The organism is Nocardiopsis lambiniae (genome assembly GCF_031845465.1).
GTDB classification, from domain to species: domain Bacteria; phylum Actinomycetota; class Actinomycetes; order Streptosporangiales; family Streptosporangiaceae; genus Nocardiopsis; species Nocardiopsis lambiniae.
In genome coordinates this window covers 569,906-586,436 of the sequence record NZ_JAVREP010000001.1, presented here as the reverse complement: position 1 = coordinate 586,436, position 16,531 = coordinate 569,906, and the positions used below count along the sequence as shown (strand labels likewise).

Annotated in this window: 16 protein-coding genes and 1 riboswitch; of the genes, 10 read left to right on the top strand and 6 right to left on the bottom strand. The window is 72.8% G+C overall.

Features of this window, described 5'->3' with window-relative positions:
• Position 1: 1 nt before the first annotated feature.
• Together RM479_RS02635 and RM479_RS02630 are read right to left on the bottom strand one after the other, a co-directional pair.
• Positions 2-1,063 carry a molecular chaperone DnaJ gene (locus RM479_RS02635; protein ID WP_311510098.1) on the bottom strand — a complete coding sequence of 354 codons (1,062 nt, stop codon included), beginning with the start codon at positions 1,061-1,063 and terminating at the stop codon, positions 2-4.
• Positions 1,050-1,892: an NUDIX hydrolase gene (locus tag RM479_RS02630; RefSeq protein ID WP_397221135.1), complete on the bottom strand. Its 843-nt coding sequence runs from the start codon at positions 1,890-1,892 to the stop codon at positions 1,050-1,052. Before RM479_RS02630 ends, RM479_RS02635 begins: the two co-directional genes overlap by 14 nt.
• Positions 1,893-2,002: 110 nt before the next feature.
• On the opposite strand from RM479_RS02630, the gene RM479_RS02625 reads away from it, so the two are divergent.
• From RM479_RS02625 to RM479_RS02595, 7 genes are all read left to right on the top strand, one after another.
• Positions 2,003-3,154, top strand: a complete 1,152-nt coding sequence (locus RM479_RS02625) for an acetyl-CoA hydrolase/transferase C-terminal domain-containing protein (RefSeq protein ID WP_311510097.1) — start codon at positions 2,003-2,005, stop codon at positions 3,152-3,154.
• Between the two features lie 145 nt (positions 3,155-3,299).
• Entirely contained in the window at positions 3,300-3,854 is a 555-nt protein-coding gene (gene ruvC / locus RM479_RS02620) for a crossover junction endodeoxyribonuclease RuvC (protein WP_311510096.1), read from the top strand.
• Between the two features lie 33 nt (positions 3,855-3,887).
• A complete protein-coding gene (gene ruvA, locus RM479_RS02615; protein ID WP_311510095.1) occupies positions 3,888-4,502 on the top strand; it encodes a Holliday junction branch migration protein RuvA in 615 nt (204 codons plus the stop codon).
• A gap of 9 nt (positions 4,503-4,511) precedes the next feature.
• Positions 4,512-5,642, top strand: a complete 1,131-nt coding sequence (gene ruvB / locus RM479_RS02610; protein WP_311510094.1) for a Holliday junction branch migration DNA helicase RuvB — start codon at positions 4,512-4,514, stop codon at positions 5,640-5,642.
• 297 nt (positions 5,643-5,939) lie between these two features.
• On the top strand, positions 5,940-6,317 hold the full coding sequence (gene yajC, locus RM479_RS02605) for a preprotein translocase subunit YajC (protein ID WP_274807769.1): 378 nt from the start codon (positions 5,940-5,942) through the stop codon (positions 6,315-6,317).
• Positions 6,318-6,494: 177 nt separating this feature from the next.
• Positions 6,495-7,049: an adenine phosphoribosyltransferase gene (locus RM479_RS02600; RefSeq protein WP_311510093.1), complete on the top strand. Its 555-nt coding sequence runs from the start codon at positions 6,495-6,497 to the stop codon at positions 7,047-7,049.
• A gap of 499 nt (positions 7,050-7,548) precedes the next feature.
• On the top strand, positions 7,549-9,723 hold the full coding sequence (locus tag RM479_RS02595; protein ID WP_311510092.1) for a RelA/SpoT family protein: 2,175 nt from the start codon (positions 7,549-7,551) through the stop codon (positions 9,721-9,723).
• Between the two features lie 121 nt (positions 9,724-9,844).
• Here the strand turns inward: RM479_RS02595 and RM479_RS02590 are convergent, their stop codons facing one another.
• The 4 genes from RM479_RS02590 to RM479_RS02575 all read right to left on the bottom strand — a co-directional run bounded on the left by RM479_RS02590 (position 9,845) and on the right by RM479_RS02575 (position 13,149).
• Positions 9,845-10,312, bottom strand: coding sequence for a nitroreductase/quinone reductase family protein (locus RM479_RS02590; protein ID WP_311510091.1), 468 nt, complete (start codon positions 10,310-10,312; stop codon positions 9,845-9,847).
• A 65-nt stretch (positions 10,313-10,377) separates the two neighbouring features.
• Positions 10,378-11,565: an acyl-CoA dehydrogenase family protein gene (locus RM479_RS02585; RefSeq protein ID WP_311510090.1), complete on the bottom strand. Its 1,188-nt coding sequence runs from the start codon at positions 11,563-11,565 to the stop codon at positions 10,378-10,380.
• Between the two features lie 17 nt (positions 11,566-11,582).
• Positions 11,583-12,788, bottom strand: a complete 1,206-nt coding sequence (locus RM479_RS02580; protein ID WP_311510089.1) for a CaiB/BaiF CoA transferase family protein — start codon at positions 12,786-12,788, stop codon at positions 11,583-11,585.
• A gap of 4 nt (positions 12,789-12,792) precedes the next feature.
• A complete protein-coding gene (locus RM479_RS02575) occupies positions 12,793-13,149 on the bottom strand; it encodes a DUF3870 domain-containing protein (protein ID WP_274808119.1) in 357 nt (118 codons plus the stop codon).
• A gap of 237 nt (positions 13,150-13,386) precedes the next feature.
• A riboswitch (SAM riboswitch) is annotated at positions 13,387-13,502 on the top strand.
• A 60-nt stretch (positions 13,503-13,562) separates the two neighbouring features.
• Here RM479_RS02575 and RM479_RS02570 point away from each other — a divergent pair.
• From RM479_RS02570 to RM479_RS02560, 3 genes are all read left to right on the top strand, one after another.
• A complete protein-coding gene (locus tag RM479_RS02570) occupies positions 13,563-14,924 on the top strand; it encodes an aminotransferase class V-fold PLP-dependent enzyme (protein WP_311510088.1) in 1,362 nt (453 codons plus the stop codon).
• A gap of 302 nt (positions 14,925-15,226) precedes the next feature.
• The gene (locus RM479_RS02565; protein WP_397221128.1) at positions 15,227-15,928 is read left to right on the top strand and encodes an SAM-dependent methyltransferase; all 702 of its coding nucleotides are present in this window, start codon (positions 15,227-15,229) and stop codon (positions 15,926-15,928) included.
• Positions 15,916-16,458 (top strand): DinB family protein, encoded by a 543-nt coding sequence (locus tag RM479_RS02560; RefSeq protein ID WP_311510086.1) that lies wholly within the window; start codon positions 15,916-15,918, stop codon positions 16,456-16,458. The genes RM479_RS02565 and RM479_RS02560 overlap by 13 nt, the downstream gene beginning before the upstream one ends.
• Positions 16,459-16,531: the final 73 nt, after the last annotated feature.

Genomic DNA, 16,531 nt, shown 5'->3' with positions numbered 1-16,531 from the left:
TTCAGTGGGGGTCGGGCATGGTGAAGGTGCGGAACCGGCGCGGCCCGTAGAGCCGCTCCAGGACGTCGTCGAGTTCGATCAGCAGGGTGAACCCGTCGGAGGGGCGCTGTTCGGGCGCCGGCAGGGAGCAGCCGCGGGCGAACGAGCGCAGCTCTCGGGGCAGGCGTCCGGCGGTGACGTACTCGACGCACCGGGTCGCCATGTAGATGTCGGTCCGCACCGACGCGGGGCGGCGTTGGGCCACCTCGGGCGGGTAGAAGTCCTTGCGGTGGGGGACCATCGCGGGGATGTGCGGGGCGCCGCTCGCCGCGTGCGCGGTGACCGAGTAGCACCAGTCGACCAGGATCACGCCGTGCTCCTCGGGGTGGATCAGCACGTGTTCGGGCACCACCGCCCCGTGCACCACCCCGGCCCGGGAGGCCGCGTCGAGCGCGACCAGCAGGCGGCGCCACATCCACGCGGCGTCGCGCGGGTCGACGCCGTCGGGGTACGCGCGACGCACGTCGGCCAGGCTGTGGAAGCCGTCCCACCGGGCCAGCACGTTGGTCCTGCGCTCGACCCCGGTCGCGGCGTCGCGGTGGCGGATCGACTCCACCAGCCGGGGGAAGAACGCCCGCGCCTCGCGCGGCCCGTGCTCGCGGATCCGCTCCAGGGCGGTGGCCTCGGCCTTCATCAGGTCGTTGTCGCGCGGGGACCGGGGCACCTTGAGCACCGCGTCGCGCCAGTGGTCGTCCCGGTAGCGGACGGGGTACAGGTCGGCGATGTCGCCCGAGGCGAGGGGGGAGGGCCCCACGTGGTAGCCGTGGGCGGCGGTGACCACCACGTGGTCGTCGAACCCGATCCGGCCCTGGACCGCCTTCCGGTAGCGCGTCCACATCTCGGTGAGCCGGGTGAACAGAGCGGCGTCACCGGTGGGGGTGTCGGGGTGCAGCGACCGGGCGAGCCGCCGGTGCGCCGCGACCGCCGCAGGGGGCACGGCCGTGGTGTCGGTGGGGAGAGGGCCGAACAGGTCGGCGGGGTCACGGGCGGTGAGGACGGCCCGGGTCGCCTCATCGACGGTCATCGGAACCTCCACGGGTGTCATGGGCGCTCCTGAGCAGGGGCGGGTGCAGGGCGGTGGTGCCGCCCGCCCGGTACAGGCGGGGGCGGCGACCGCCTCCGGGGCCGCCGCGCTCGGCGAGGTCCCCGGTGTCCTCGACGAACCCGGGGGCGGCGAGGATCTTGCGGTGGAAGTTGGCGGCGTGCAGGGGCCGGTCCCACACGGCCTCGTACACCTCGCGCAGGTCGGTGATGGTGAACAGGGGCGGGAGGAACGCGGTGGCCAGGGAGGTGTACTCCAGCTTGGCGCGGGCCCGTTCGACGGCGTCGGCGATGACGCGCGCGTGGTCGAAGGCGGGTTCGTACTCGGCGGGGCCGCCGTGCCCGAGGACGTGCCAGGGGACCCAGGCGGCCTCCGCGATGTCACGGCCCTGCTCGGGGTCGGGCAGGTCGGGGGCCAGGAGCATGTACGCCACCGAGAAGACCCGCATGCGGGGGTCGCGGTCGCGGGTGCCGTAGGTGCCCAGCTGTTCGAGGTGGAGCGTGGTGGGCAGGGCGGTCTTCTCCGCCAGGACCCGCAGCGCGGCGTCGGGCAGGTCGGGGTCGGCCGGTCCGGCCGGGCCGTCCTCGGCCCGCACGAACCCGCCGGGCAGCGCCCAGCGGCCCTTCTGGGGGCGCGCACCCCGGCGGACCAGCAGCAGCAGGGGTTCACCGGCGCGGATCGTCATCGCCACCACGTCGACGGTGACCGCCACGGGCGCGAAGGCGTGCGGATCGTAGGCGGCGAGGAAATCGCTCTCGTCCTCGTCGCGCCGCGTTCCGTCGTCCACCATGGTCCCACCAGTTCTTCTCATCGTGAGTTTTTCTCGATTCGAGAATAACTTAGCAGGCCGCCACGACGGAGTCCACCCCTTTTCCCGTTCCCGGGGTCCGGTACGGTCGGTCCGGCGAAAGGGGAGAGAACGTGGAGAGCCTGAGCGACCTGGTCCGACCCGGTGCGACCATCGCCCTGGGCGACGGATTCGGCGCCCCCCGGGGCGTCACGGCCGAACTGTGCGCCGCCGCGGCGAAGGCCGGCGGGGTGCGCCTCGTCCTGGGCTGGGTCCCCGAACCCGACCCCGCGCTCGACCCCACCGCGTTCGCGGACGCGCGCACCGTCATGCCCGGCTGGGGACTGCGCGACCTCGTCGACCGGGGCCTCGTCGCCCACCCGCCCGTGCGCATGTCCGGCGTCCCCGCCCTGCTGCACGGTCCCTGGCGCCCCGACCTGCTCGTCGCCTCCCTGGTCCCCGTGCCCGGCGGGTACGCCTTCGGCAGCGAGGTCTCCTGGCAGCGCACCGCCATCGACGCCGGCGCCACCGTCGCCGGCGTGGTCTCCCGCGCCCTGCCCCGCGCCGACGCGGGTGCCCCGCTCCCCGCCGACCGCGTCGTCGTCATCGGCGGGAGCGATCGCCCCGCCGGCACCCTGCGCCCCTCGCCCACCGGCCCCGACCAGGTCGCCATCGCCCGGCACCTGGCGCCCCTGATCCCCGAGGGGGTCCGCCTCCAGCTCGGTTTCGGGGCGGTGCCCGCCGCACTGGCCGCCGAACTGCGGGTCCCGGTGCGCATCGACTCGGGCCTGCTCCCCGAGGCCGTCGTCGACCTGGACGAGCGCGGCCTCCTGCTGGGCGACCCCGTCGCCATGTACCTCGTGGGCGGCCCCCGCCTGCACGCCTGGGCCGACGGCCGCCCCCTGCTGCACCCCGTCGAACGGGTCTTGGACCCCGGCCGGCTCTCGGCCGACCCCTTCATCGCGATCAACACCGCCGTGGAGATCGACCACGACGGCCAGGTCAACGTCGAGGGCACCGCCCGAGGGGTGCTGGGCGGCATCGGCGGCCACGCCGACTACGCCGCGGCGGCCACCCGTTCCATCGGCGGGCTCAGCGTCATCGCCATCCCCACGCGCCACCGCGGCCGACCCACCCTGGTCGAACGCCTCTCCCGTCCGGTGACCACCCCCTCCCAGGACGTGGAGGTCGTGGTCACCGAACGCGGCGTCGCCGACCTGCGCGGTCTGTCCCGGGCCGAACGTCGCGCCGCCCTGGCCGACCTGTGGGGCGCGAACCGCCTCTGAACGTCCCCCGCCACCGATACGCTCGACCACCGCGGCCGTGTCGGCCGCGCACCGGGGCGGCGACACACCGGGCCGGTCACGGGACGTCCGTCCGTCCACGGCACTAGCATGGTGCGAACGAACGTTCGAGAAAGGTGTGGGGCGCGTGCGCGTGTTGGGGATCGACCCGGGGCTCACCCGGTGCGGCGTCGGAGCCGTCGAGGGCGCCATCGGCCGCCCCCTGAGCCTGATCGCCGCCGACGCCATCCGGACCGGCCCCGACACCGACCTGCCCCAGCGGCTCCTGGGCATCGAGCGCGGCATCGAGCAGTGGCTCGACGAGATCCGCCCCGACGCCGTCGCCGTCGAACGGGTCTTCGCCCAGCACAACCTCAGCACCGTCATGGGCACCGCCCAGGCCAGCGGCATCGCCCTCGTCTGCGCCGCCCGACGCGGCCTGCCCGTCGCGCTGCACACGCCCAGCGAGGCCAAGGCCGCCATCACCGGCAGCGGTCGCGCCGACAAGGCGCAGGTCGGCATCATGGTCGCGCGTATCCTCGGACTCGACGGTCCGCCCCGACCCGCCGACGCCGCCGACGCCGTCGCCCTGGCCATCTGCCACATCTGGCGCGGCGGCGCCCAGGCCCGGGTCGCCCAGGCCCAACAGGACTTCGCGCGCAAGGTGGAACTGGCCCGCCGCGCCCGCGGCGCCCGCCCCTAAGGAAGGAGAAGGGCACCCGGTGCCCGCTATGACATGATCGCGTTCCTCACCGGCCGGGTGGCCGCACGCGGCGCGGGCAGCGCCGTCATCGACGTCGGCGGGGTCGGCATGTCCGTGCAGTGCACCCCCAGCGCCCTGACCCGCCTGCACGTCGGCGAGGCCGGCACCGTCGCCACCAGCCTCGTCGTGCGCGAGGACTCCCTCACCCTGTTCGGGTTCGCCGACGACGACGAGAAGCACCTCTTCGAACGGCTCCAGACCGCCTCCGGTGTCGGCCCCCGGCTGGCCCTGGCCATGCTGTCGGTGCTCGACCCCGACACCCTGCGCCACGCCGTCGCCACCGAGGACACGGCCGCCCTCACCCGGGTCCCCGGCATCGGCAAGAAGGGCGCCCAGCGCATCGTCCTGGAACTGCGCGGCAAACTCGACACACCCGTCCTCACCGACGGCACCCTGCCGTCCGCCCCCGTGTCCGGGGCCGGACCCAACGGCGCCTGGCGCACCCAGGTCGTCTCCGGCCTGGTCAACCTCGGCTGGTCCGGCAAGGACGCGGAGGCCGCGGCGGCCGCCGTCGCCCCCCAGGCCGAGGAGACCACCGACGTCGCCGTCCTGCTGCGCAGCGCCCTGCGCACGCTCAGCCGCGCCTAGGAGCACCCCGTGTACGACCACGACGACCGACCGACGGGCCCCGCCGACCCCTACGGGCGCGGAGCCGTCTCACCCGAGGCCGGTGCCGACGAACGCCAGGTGGAGGGCGCCCTGCGCCCCCGCTCGCTCGACGACTTCGTCGGCCAGGAGCGGGTGCGCGACCAGCTCTCCCTGGTCCTGGACAGCGCCCGCAAGCGCAACCGCGCCCCCGACCACATCCTCATGTCGGGCGGACCCGGCCTGGGCAAGACCACCCTGGCCATGATCATCGCCGCCGAACTCGGCGCGCCCCTGCGCATCACCTCCGGACCCGCCATCGAACGCTCCGGCGACCTGGCCGCGGTGCTCTCCACCCTCCAGGAGGGCGAGGTCCTCTTCCTGGACGAGATCCACCGCATGGCCCGCCCCGCCGAGGAGATGCTCTACGTCGCCATGGAGGACTTCCGGGTCGACGTCGTGGTCGGCAAGGGTCCCGGCGCCACCGCCATCCCCCTGGACATCGCGCCCTTCACCCTGGTCGGCGCCACCACGCGGGCCGGCATGCTGCCCGCCCCGCTGCGCGACCGCTTCGGGTTCACCGCCCACATGGACTTCTACACGGCCGAGGAACTGGAGCGCATCCTCCACCGTTCGGCCGGTCTGCTCGGCGTGCCGCTCGCCGAGGACGCGGCCCGCGAGATCGCCGGGCGTTCGCGCGGCACCCCCCGTATCGCCAACCGCCTGCTGCGCCGGGTCCGCGACTACGCGGAGGTGCGCGGCGACGGGATCATGTCCCTGGACACCGCCCGCGCCACCCTGGAGCTCTACGAGGTGGACGAGCTGGGCCTGGACCGCCTGGACCGCGCCATCCTCGACGTGCTGCTCAACCGCTTCCGCGGCGGCCCCGTGGGCCTGTCCACCCTGGCGGTGTCGGTGGGGGAGGAGGCCGAGACCGTCGAGGTGGTCGCCGAGCCCTTCCTGGTCCGCTCCGGTTTCCTGGCCCGCACCCCGCGGGGTCGGGTCGCCACCCCGCTGGCCTGGGCGCATCTGGGGATCACGCCCCCGCCCGACGCCGCGTTCGGCGCCGCCGCGGCCGTCGGCACCACGGGCCCCGGCACCACCACCGGCAACGGCGCGGGCGCGACCTCCGGCACCCCCTGACCGCCCCGGCGCAGGTCACGGAAAGGCCTCGACGCGAAACCCAACCGTTAACACTCCGATCTCCGTCGGTGGGGGAACGGTGACCGGCGCCACGTAAGCTGTGACGAACCGACCGAGAACGGGGTGACGCCCCGACCCGGGAGTGTCGTCCGACACCGAAGGAACGCTTCGGCCGTCCGGAGCGTTGTCATCACCGGGTGTCGAGCGGACCACAGTGTCCGGACCGGCACGAACAAGGTGGTCGTCGCGGTGACCGTGCCGTCGGCCACACGACGAAGACTTCAGGAAGGACGCCCCGTGCAGGGCCTTTACCAACTCGCCGAAGGTGCCCAGGGAACCTCCGCGGGCGGAGGAATCCTCTCCTCGCTCCCCATGATCGCCCTCATCCTCCTGGTGTTCTGGCTGCTCATCTGGCGGCCCAACCAGAAGCGGCGTCAGCAGGAGATGAAGATGCAGAGCGACCTGGTCCCCGGAGTCGAGGTCATGACCAAGGCGGGCATCTACGGGACCGTCGTCGAGGTCCACGACAACGACGTGATCCTGGAGATCTCCCCGGGCACCCGTATCCGCATGCTCAAGCCGGGCATCGGCGAGATCATCACGCCGCAGGCCGACGACACGCCGGTCGAGGACCGCCCCGACTTCGGCGACGACGACCCCAAGCCCAACAACTGACGGTCGACGCGGCCGTCGCCGGAACGCCCTCGCGGCGCTCCCGACGCGCCGTGCCCGGCCGACGCGCCGACCTCCGGTACCGGCCCCCACCGGGGCCGGTACCGTCGTGTTCCCGCCCGGTGCGCCGCGCCCCGGGCGGCGCGACCCCGAACCACAGCAGAAGGTCCACACCGCACCATGGCCCACGACAACACCCCCGCGGACACCGCAGTCGACCTGGACGCGATCCTGGCGCGCATCCGCGACATCCCCGACTTCCCCAAGCCCGGGATCCTGTTCAAGGACATCACCCCGCTCCTCGCCGACCACGCGGCGCTCGCCGGGACCGTGACCGGGCTCGCCGCCCCCTTCCGGGACGCGGGTGTGGACCGGGTGGTGGGGCTGGAGGCCCGCGGATTCATCTTCGGCGCGCCGGTCGCCCTGACGCTCGGGGCCGGGTTCGTCCCGGCGCGCAAGGCCGGGAAACTCCCCGCGGCCGTCATCGAGCAGCCCTATGATCTGGAGTACGGGACCGCGACCGTGGAGGTCCACGCGGACGCGATCACCGCCGGATCCCGCGTGCTCATCGTCGACGACGTACTGGCCACCGGGGGGACCGGGCGGGCCGCGGTGGACCTGGTCCGCAAGGCGGGTGGTACGGTCGTGGGATTCTCCGTCCTGATGGAGCTCACCGCGCTCCGGGGACGCGAGAGACTGTCCGACGTGGAGCCGCACGCACTCCTTTCGGTCTGAGCCCGGACCCCGCGCGGTCCGAGCACGGCCCACCGCCCGTGACGCGGGCGAGCCCTCCGGGAACACCCGGACCGGATCCGCCGTTGACACCGTTCCCGACACCTCGGACACGAGGGGTGACGGACCGAGTGACACGGGTCATGGGGTACCGCGTTCGCGCCGGTGGGGGCCCACTAGACTGGCGGGTGGGACACCGCGGCGGCCGTGATCGGCGACCGGCCCTGATGATACGCACGTGCACCGGTGGAGCCGGGCGATGCCGACCGCCCGAACGATCCGGGCGGAACCGCGGGAGGTAGGCATGCCAGGCGAAGTGGTCTCGACCGGGACGGTGTCCGAGCACGGAACGCACGGCGAGGAGCCCGGCACCCCCCGGGCGCCCCGAGAAGACCGCCCGGAGGGCGCCGCCGGCACAGCGGCGCCCTCCGCCGTATCCACGCCCTCCACCGTGCGAGTACGCAGAAGGCTCGCCCGACTCGGCGCCCAGCGGGGAGTGACGATGAACCCGGTGCTGGAACCACTGATCAAGACCGTGCGCGCCACCCACCCCAAGGTGGACGTGCGGCTCATCGAGCGCGCCTACGAGGTGGCCGCGCACTATCACCGGGATCAGAAACGCAAGAGCGGCGACCCCTACATCACCCACCCGCTCGCCGTCGCCACCATCCTCGCCGAACTCGGCATGCAGGAGGCCACCCTGGCCGCCGCGCTGCTGCACGACACCGTCGAGGACACCGAGTACTCCCTGACGGAGCTGCGCGCCGACTTCGGTGACGAGATCGCCGAACTCGTCGACGGCGTCACCAAACTCGACAAGGTCAAGTACGGCGAGGCCACCCAGGCCGAGACCGTCCGCAAGATGGTCGTGGCCATGGCCCGCGACATCCGTGTCCTGGTCATCAAACTCTGCGACCGGCTCCACAACATGCGCACCCTGCGCTATCTGCCGTCGGTCGCCAAACGGGAGAAGAAGGCCCGCGAGACGCTGGAGATCTTCGCCCCCCTCGCCCACCGACTGGGCATGAACACCATCAAGTGGGAGCTGGAGGACCTGGCCTTCGCCACCCTCTACCCCAAGCGGTTCGACGAGATCGCCCGCCTGGTGTCCGAACGCGCCCCCCGCCGCGACGTCTACCTTCAAGAGGTCATCGAGGCGGTCTCCGGCGACCTGCGCGAATCCAAGATCAAGGCCACCGTCAAGGGCCGGCCCAAGCACTACTACTCGATCTACCAGAAGATGATCGCCCGCAACGTCGGCTTCGACGAGATCTACGACCTCATCGCCGTGCGGGTCCTGGTGGACAGCGTCCGCGACTGCTACGCGGCCCTGGGGACCATCCACGCGCGGTGGAACCCGGTGCCGGGGCGGTTCAAGGACTACATCGCCATGCCCAAGTTCAACATGTACCAGTCGTTGCACACGACGGTCATCGGACCCTCGGGCAACCCCGTCGAACTCCAGATCCGCACCCGCGCCATGCACCGGCGCGCCGAGTACGGCATCGCCGCCCACTGGAAGTACAAGGAGGACCGCAACAGCGGTGGGGCCCCCGTGCCCAAGGGCGGCTCCGACATGGCCTGGCTGCGCCAGCTCATCGACTGGCAGCAGGAGACCAAGGACCCCGGCGAGTTCCTCGAATCGCTGCGCTTCGACCTGTCGGTGCAGGAGGTGTTCGTCTTCACCCCCCAGGGCGACGTCATCTCGCTTCCGCAGGGCGCCACCGCCGTCGACTTCGCCTACGCCGTGCACACCGAGGTCGGTCACCGCACCGTCGGTACCCGGGTCAACGGGCGTCTGGTGTCGCTGGAGAACGAACTCCACAACGGCGAGACCATCGAGATCATCACCTCCAAGGACCCCGACGCGGGTCCCAACCGGGACTGGCTCGACTTCGTCAAGAGCGCCCGCGCCCGCAACAAGATCCGGCACTGGTTCACCAAGGAACGCCGCGAGGCCGCCATCGAACAGGGCAAGGAGGAGATCGCGAAGGTCATGCGCAAGCAGGAGCTGCCGGTCAAGCGCCTGTTCAGCGGAGAGGCCCTCATCGCCCTGGCCAAGGAACTCCGCTACCCGGACGTGGACGCCCTGTACGCGGCGGTGGGGGAGCGGCAGGTCAGCGCCCAGAACGTGGTCACCAAACTCGTCGACTCCATGGGCGCGCCGGACGGCCACACCGAGGACATCGTCGAGCCGGAGCCGCCCACCAAGGCGCCCCGCCAGCGCCAGCCCGGCAACCCGGGCGTGGTCGTGGAGGGCGACGCCGACGTGTGGGCCCGGCTGTCCAAGTGCTGTACGCCGGTGCCGGGCGACGACATCGTCGGGTTCGTCACCCGCGGCAACGGCGTGTCGGTGCACCGCGCCGACTGCGTCAACGCCGCCACCCTCGACGCCGAGCGCAAGGTGCGGGTGGACTGGTCGCCCACCGAGGACTCGCTGTTCCTGGTCGCCCTCCAGGTGGAGGCCCTGGACCGGGCCCGGCTGCTGTCGGACATCACGCGGGTGCTGTCGGACCAGCACGTCAACATCCTGTCGGCGACCGTGCAGACCAGCCGCGACCGGGTCGCCCAGAGCCGGTTCACGTTCGAGATGGCCGACCCGGCCCACCTGGGGAGCGTGCTGCGCGCGGTCCGCAGTGTGGACGGGGTCTACGACGTGTACCGCGTCCGCAACTGACCGTCCCGCACGACCGGACGCGCCGCTCCCCGGGTGGGCCGGCGCCGTCCGTCCGTTCCCTCCCCGGGTGAGCGGGACGGGTACGGGAACGGCCCCGGTCCGAGGACCGGGGCCGCCGCGTTCAGATCCGGACCGTCGTGGACCGCACGATCTCGAACACCGGATGCCGGTCCGCCTCGGCGGCGAACGCCTCGCCCGGCGCGTCCGGCGGTGCGTCGAAGTACGGCGCCACCACCAGGGCACGCGGGTGGTCCACGTAGTCCCGCAGGACCGGGCCCGCCTCCTCGGCCTCCAGTTCGCGCACGCTGACCAGTTCGATCCATCCGCCCTGACGCAGGGTCGCGAACCCGTCCCGGCGGATGTTGTGCACCCAGTCGACCTCCCCGTAGGGGGCGACCAGGAACCGGCCGTCGTCGTTGTCCACGAGGTTGATCGGGACGGTGCGCAGGAACCCCGTCCTACGTCCCCGCGTCGTGAGCAGGTACGTATCGGGCGGGCACATCCCGTATTTGACGAAGCCGCTCAGCGCGGCGTTCAGGACCCGCCGCGCCCGCGTCATCTCGAACCGCTTCGCCGGTTCGTCCACCATCTGGCAACTCCCTCGATCGCTTGCCCCCATTGTGGGGGGTGTCCGCGACGAACGGCGGACCGCGGTCACCGGAACGCGGAGATCCCCGTCACCGCCTGGCCGATGCTCAGCGCGTGGATCTCCTCGGTGCCCTCATAGGTGGCCACCGTCTCCAGGTTCACCATGTGCCGCATCACCGGGTACTCCAGGGTGATCCCGTTGGCGCCGTGCACGGAACGGGCCGCGCTCGCCACGCGCTGGGCGGCGGCCACGTTCGCGAACTTGCCGAAGCTGACGTGGTTGTGGTGGGCCAGCCCCTGATCCTTGAGCCGGCCGATCCGCAGGGCGGTCATGGTGGCGTGGTTGACGTCCACGACCATGTCGGCGAGCTTGCGCTGGGTCAGCTGGAACCCGCCGATCGGCCGGCCGAACTGTTCGCGGGTGCCCGCGTACTCCAGCGCGGCCTCGTAGCAGGCGCGGGCCGCGCCCGCGACGCCCCAGACGATCCCGTAGCGGGCCTCGTTGAGGCACGACAGCGGCGAGCCCAGACCGCGGGAGGCCGGCAGGACCGCGTCGGCGGGCAGGCGCACTCCTTCGAGGACCAGCTCCGAGGTGATGGAGGCGCGCAGCGACAGCTTCTTGTGGATGACGTTCGCGGTGAAGCCCGGGGTGTCGGTGGGCACCACGAACCCCCGGATGCCGTCGTCGGTGGCGGCCCACACCACGGCCACGTCGGCGACGGACCCGTTGGTGATCCACATCTTGGTGCCGTCGAGCACCCAGTCGGAACCGTCCTCGCGGGCGCGGGTGCGCATGGACCCCGGGTCGGACCCGGAGTCGGGCTCGGTGAGCCCGAAGCAGCCGATGGCCTCGCCCGCGGCCATGCGGGGGAGCCAGTGCTCCTTCTGCTCCTCGGAGCCGTACCGGTGGATCGCCGCCATCGCGAGCGACCCCTGCACGGACACGAAGCTGCGCAGCCCCGAGTCGACGGCCTCCAGTTCGCGGCAGGCCACCCCGTAGGCGACGGCCCCGGACCCCCCGCAGCCGTACCCCTCCAGGTGCATGCCCAGCACGCCGAGGTCGCCGAACGCCTTGGCCAACCCGCGCGGGTCGGGCAGCGTGCCCGCATCGAACCAGTCCGCCACGTGGGGCAGCAGCTCACGGGTGCCGAACGCGCGCACCGCGTCGCGCACATCGCGCTCGGTGTCGGACAGGTCGGCGTCGACGGCCAGGAAGTCGTGCGGGTCGGGGGCGGGCGCCTTGTGGTGGTTCATGTCGTTCCTTCGTGATGTCAGGAGGCGGCCTGTTCGACCGTGCCGCGTTCGACCATCGCGTCGATACGGTCGGCGGACAGACCCAGCTCGGTGAGGATCTCCCGGGAATGCTGCCCCAGGAGGGGCGGTGCGGTCAGCGGGGGAGGGGTGTTCTCCAACCGGAACCCGGCGCGGACCTGCTCCAGGAGGCCGGCGGTGGGGTGCTCGACGGTCCGCAGCACGTCGTCCCCCCGCGCCTGGGCGGTGCGCAGCGCGTCCAGCACCCCGCGCACCCGGCCCACGGGCACCCCCGCCTCGACGAGCAGCCCCATCCAGTGGTCGGCGGGGCGGGTGGTCAGCGTCGCGGTGATCTCCCCGACCAGCTCCTCCCGGTGGGTCACCCGCTCCGGGTTGGTGGCGTACCGCGGGTCCCTCGCCAGGTCGGGCCGGTCCAGCGCCTCGCACAGCCGTCGGTAGAGGGTGTCGTTGCCCGCAGCGATGACGATGTCCGCGTCGGCCGTGGGGAACGCCTGGTAGGGCACGATCGTGGTGTGGGCGTTGCCGATCCGCGCGGGTTCGGTCCCGGTGACCAGCGCCTGCTGGGTGAGGTTGACCAGGCCCGACAGGCTGGAGTTGACCAGGGACACGGTGATCTCCTCGCCCCGGCCGGTGGCCCGGGCCCGGAACAGGGCCCCCAGGATCCCCACCGCCGCGTTGAGCCCGGTGAGCACGTCGGTGATGGCCACGCCCACCTTGCTCGCCGGCCCCTCGGCCGGACCGGTGGCGCCCATCAGCCCGCTCTCGGCCTGCACCACGATGTCGAACCCGGGCCGCGTCGCCGGTTCGTGTTCGGGCCCGAACCCGCTCACCGAGCAGTACACGACCGCCGGGTTGCGGACGCTCACGGCGGCGTGGCCCAGACCGAGGCGGTCGATGACCCCGGGCCGGAAGTTCTGGACGACCACGTCGGCGCCCGCGCACAGCTCCTGTACGGCCGCCAGCCCGTCGGGGTCCTTCAGGTCGACGGCCAGGCTCCGCTTGTTGCGGTTCACCGACAGGTAGTAGGCGGCCTCACCGCCCGCCCACGGAGGCCCCCAGGCGCGGGTGTCGTCCCCGCGTCCGGGCTGCTCCACCTTGATCACCTCCGCCCCCATGTCGGCCAGGAGCATGGTGGCGTAGGGGCCCGCCAGCACCCGGGACAGGTCGGCGACGCGCACGCCGGTCAGGGGCAGGGGTTCGGTCACGGGATCACTCCTCGCCGCTCGGCAGCTGGTGATCGTCCTTGAGCTGGTAGTAGCTCTCCAGGCAGCGGCGCAGCGCGGTCGTGAGCGCGGCGCCCGATTGTCCCGCGTACCGGGTCTGCACCCGGCTCACCAGTTCGGCGATGTCCTCGGTCACCGAGGCCCCCTCGACCAGGGCACGGAAGAAGTCCTTGGCCAGGTCGGTGAGCAGCGTGGTGTCGGCGGCCACGATCCGGCCGTCGGCGGTGTCCACCGCCAGGACGACACCGAGCCGCTGGTACTGGGAATGACTCGCCACGGAATCGGGCAGACGGGCGTAACCGGAGATCAGGACGACCCTGGGATTACGGAAGACCTGCTGCATACGGTCGTGCACGTACGTCACCTCTCGTTCGCGGGCATGCGGGAACTCCAACGCACTGGAGTCTCGCGCCTGGTAGGCGTCCGGGGGGAACCGGACACCCGCGACGTGAGGGCAGGTGGGTACGAGTATGGCGGTTCCGTTCCACGCCTGTCGAGCGGGGGGCCGTGTGAGCGTGTCCCGGGCCACACGGGTCCGCGCCTGTCGCGCGCCGGGAGCGTTGTGTTAATCTGCGTCGCAGGTCACGAGTACCAGCGTCAAGCCCCGGCTCGCTGGTCGGCAACCCTCCTTCCGCGGTGGGGTGCCCCGGGTGAGGACCAGGTCCCGACACGACCGTGTCGGAGCAAGCGCGGACCCTTGTGGCGCTGCCTGATCGGCACCCCCGTGGGTCCCACGACCCACAGAAGAGGTGTGCCATGACCGTCGTCACTCCCATCGGCTCCGCCCGTTCCGTCCGCCGGCCCCGTCCCGAGCCGGTCGACCTGGACCGCTGCGCGATCGTCGCGGCCGAGGAGGGCGTGCCCCTGGTCACGGGTGAACACGTCGAGTACGCCAACCTGGACTACGCGGCCAGCGCCCCGTGCCTGACCCCGGTGGCCGACGCCCTGTCGGCGGCCCTGCCCTACTACGCCAGCGTGCACCGAGGCGCCGGCCACCACTCCCAGGTCAGCACCGACGCCTACGAACGGGCCCGCCGCTCCGTCGCCCGTTTCCTGGGGGTGCGCACGGAACCGGCCGACGCGGTGGTGTTCGTGCGCGGCACCACCGACGCCCTCAACCTGCTGGCCCGATCGGTGCCGCAGGGGTGCACGGTGGTGGTGTTCGAGTCCGAGCACCACGCGAGCCTGCTGCCGTGGGAGCACCCGGCCTCCCAGGCCGGAGCGGTCATCCGGCTGCCCCTGCCGGGGTCCCCCGAGGCGGCGGTGGACGCCGCGCGGGCCGCCCTGGCGACCGCGCCGCAGGGGCCCCGCCTGCTGTGCGTCACGGCGGCCTCCAACGTCACCGGTGAGATCTGGCCGGTCGAGGAACTGGTGGCGGCGGCGCACGCCGAGGGCGCCCGCGTGGTGGTGGACGCCGCCCAGTACGTGCCGCACCTGCCCTTCCACCTGGAGCGCACCGGGGCCGACTACGTCGCCCTGTCCGCGCACAAGCTGTACGCGCCGTTCGGTTCGGGCGTGCTGGCCGGCCGCGCCGACTGGCTGCGCGAGGCGGTCCCCTACCTGTCCGGCGGCGGCGCCACGCGGTCGGTCACCGACCACGACGTGGTGTGGAACGACCTGCCCGCCCGCCACGAGGCGGGCAGCCCCAACGTGCTGGGCGCGGTCGCCCTGGCGGCGGCCTGCGACACCCTCACCCCGAAGGTGCAGGAGTCGTTGCACATCCGCGAGTCCGCGCTGGTGGAGCGGTTGCGCGCCGGACTGGCCGAGATCGACGGCGTGCACGAGCTGTCCCTGTGGGGCGATGAGCACCCGCGGGTGGGCATCGTCTCGTTCGTCGTGGACGGGCTGCCCGCCGACCTGCTGGCGGCGGCGCTGTCGGCCGAGTACGGGATCGGGGTCCGCGACGGTCTGTTCTGCGCCCACCCGCTCACCCGGCACCTGCTGCCGGAGGGCCACGGGCAGGCGGTGCGGGCCAGTCTGGGCATCGGTACCACCTGGGAGCACGTGGACCGACTGGTCGGCGCCGTCGCCGATCTGGTCGCCCACGGTCCGTGCCGGGAGTACGCCGATGCCGACGGGCGTCTGGTGCCGATCCCGGACCCGCGCGCGATCCACTGACCCTCACCCCGCAGGGCCCCCGCGGTGGGGTGGCCCTCGCGCCGTTCCGGGAGGGCCTTTCGGGGGCGTCGTCCACGACGTCCCCGATGCGCGTTTCAGGCCCTGAGTCCCGGAAATTGTGGAGTCACAAGACACGACAAATAACTAAATAGGGCACATAACACTAGAGGGTGTGTGGGGAATCACTTTCCCAAGAGGTAGCATCAGGCCCTGAATGGCATGGCGCGAATGCCGTGGACCCGACCGGTCCGTCCGGCGACACGCCTGCCTCCCACGAGCGGACCGGCTGGGGGAGCGTGATCGTGACGGACGTCCGAGGCAGCGAGGCGGGACCGCTCACGGGTGCGCGTCGAGAGCCGATGCGCCACCTCGGGCGCCGTTCACGCGTCGTGGACCTGCGCGGCCTCCCCTCGCACCCCGCGACACCACCCGGGCCCGACGAGGCGGACCGCCGACACGGCGCCTTCCTCACCCGGATGATCGCCTACCTGTGCGCCGACGGGGGCGTCGCCCAGTTCGTCGACTGGGGCTCCCCCGTGCCCGGCACCGCCGACCTGGTCCGTGCCGCCCGCCCCGACGCGCGCGTCGTCCACGTCTCCCCGCCCGGTGTCGCCGGGATGGTCGCCTCCGACGCGGTCCTGACCGGCGACGGCTCCTGCTCCCCGTCCTCCCTGAACCGCCTCGCCACCTCCGGGCTCGTCGATCTCGACGAGCCCGTCGCCGTTCTCATGACCCGGCCCTTCGCCGCGGACGCCCCGCCCACCGGCATCGCCGACCTGCACGCCCTCATGCGCGGCGGCGGCTACCTCGCCCTCACCACCACCGGCCCCCACACCGCGCTGCGCAGCGCCCTGGCCCCCTTCCACCCCGTCGAACCCGGGGCGGCCGACATCCAGTGGTGGCCCTACCCGGACGAGGACGTGCCCGGACCGGGCACCGGCACCCTGGGCGCGCTGGGACGCGCGTCCGGCCGGACCGGGGGAGGACGCCGATGGCGACGGTGAACTGGACGGGCGAGATCCTGGCCCAGCTTCGGTTCTACTGGGACTACTCCCTGTGGCCCCGGCTGGAGGGGCTCACCGACGCCGAGTTCCACTGGGAGCCGGTCCCGAACGCCTGGGGCGTGCGTCCCGGACCGGACGGACGCTTCCACCCCGACCGGATCGTCCCCGAACCCGACCCGCCACCGGTCACCACCATCGCCTGGCGGCTGGGCCACATCGTGGTCGAGGTGCTGGAACAGCGCGACGACCGCCACTTCGGCGACGGCACCTTCGGCGACGTCGCCTGGCCGGGCACCGCCGACCAGGCGCGCCGACGCCTGCGCCGCGCCTACCTCTCCTGGTCCGACCACGTCGCCGACCTCGACGAGGAGGGACTGGCGGCCCCCGTCGGCGGCGCCGAATCCACCGAATGGGCCGACTTCCCGATGGTCGCCCTCATCCTGCACGTCCAACGCGAGGTCGTCCACCACAGCGCCGAGGTCCTCCTCCTGCGCGACCTCTACCGCGCCGGCCTCGGCCCCACCGTCTGAGCGGCCCCGCCGTGGAACGGCGCGACCGGACCCCGGCCGCCGGACCGCGCCGCCCCGCCCGTCACCGACCGGC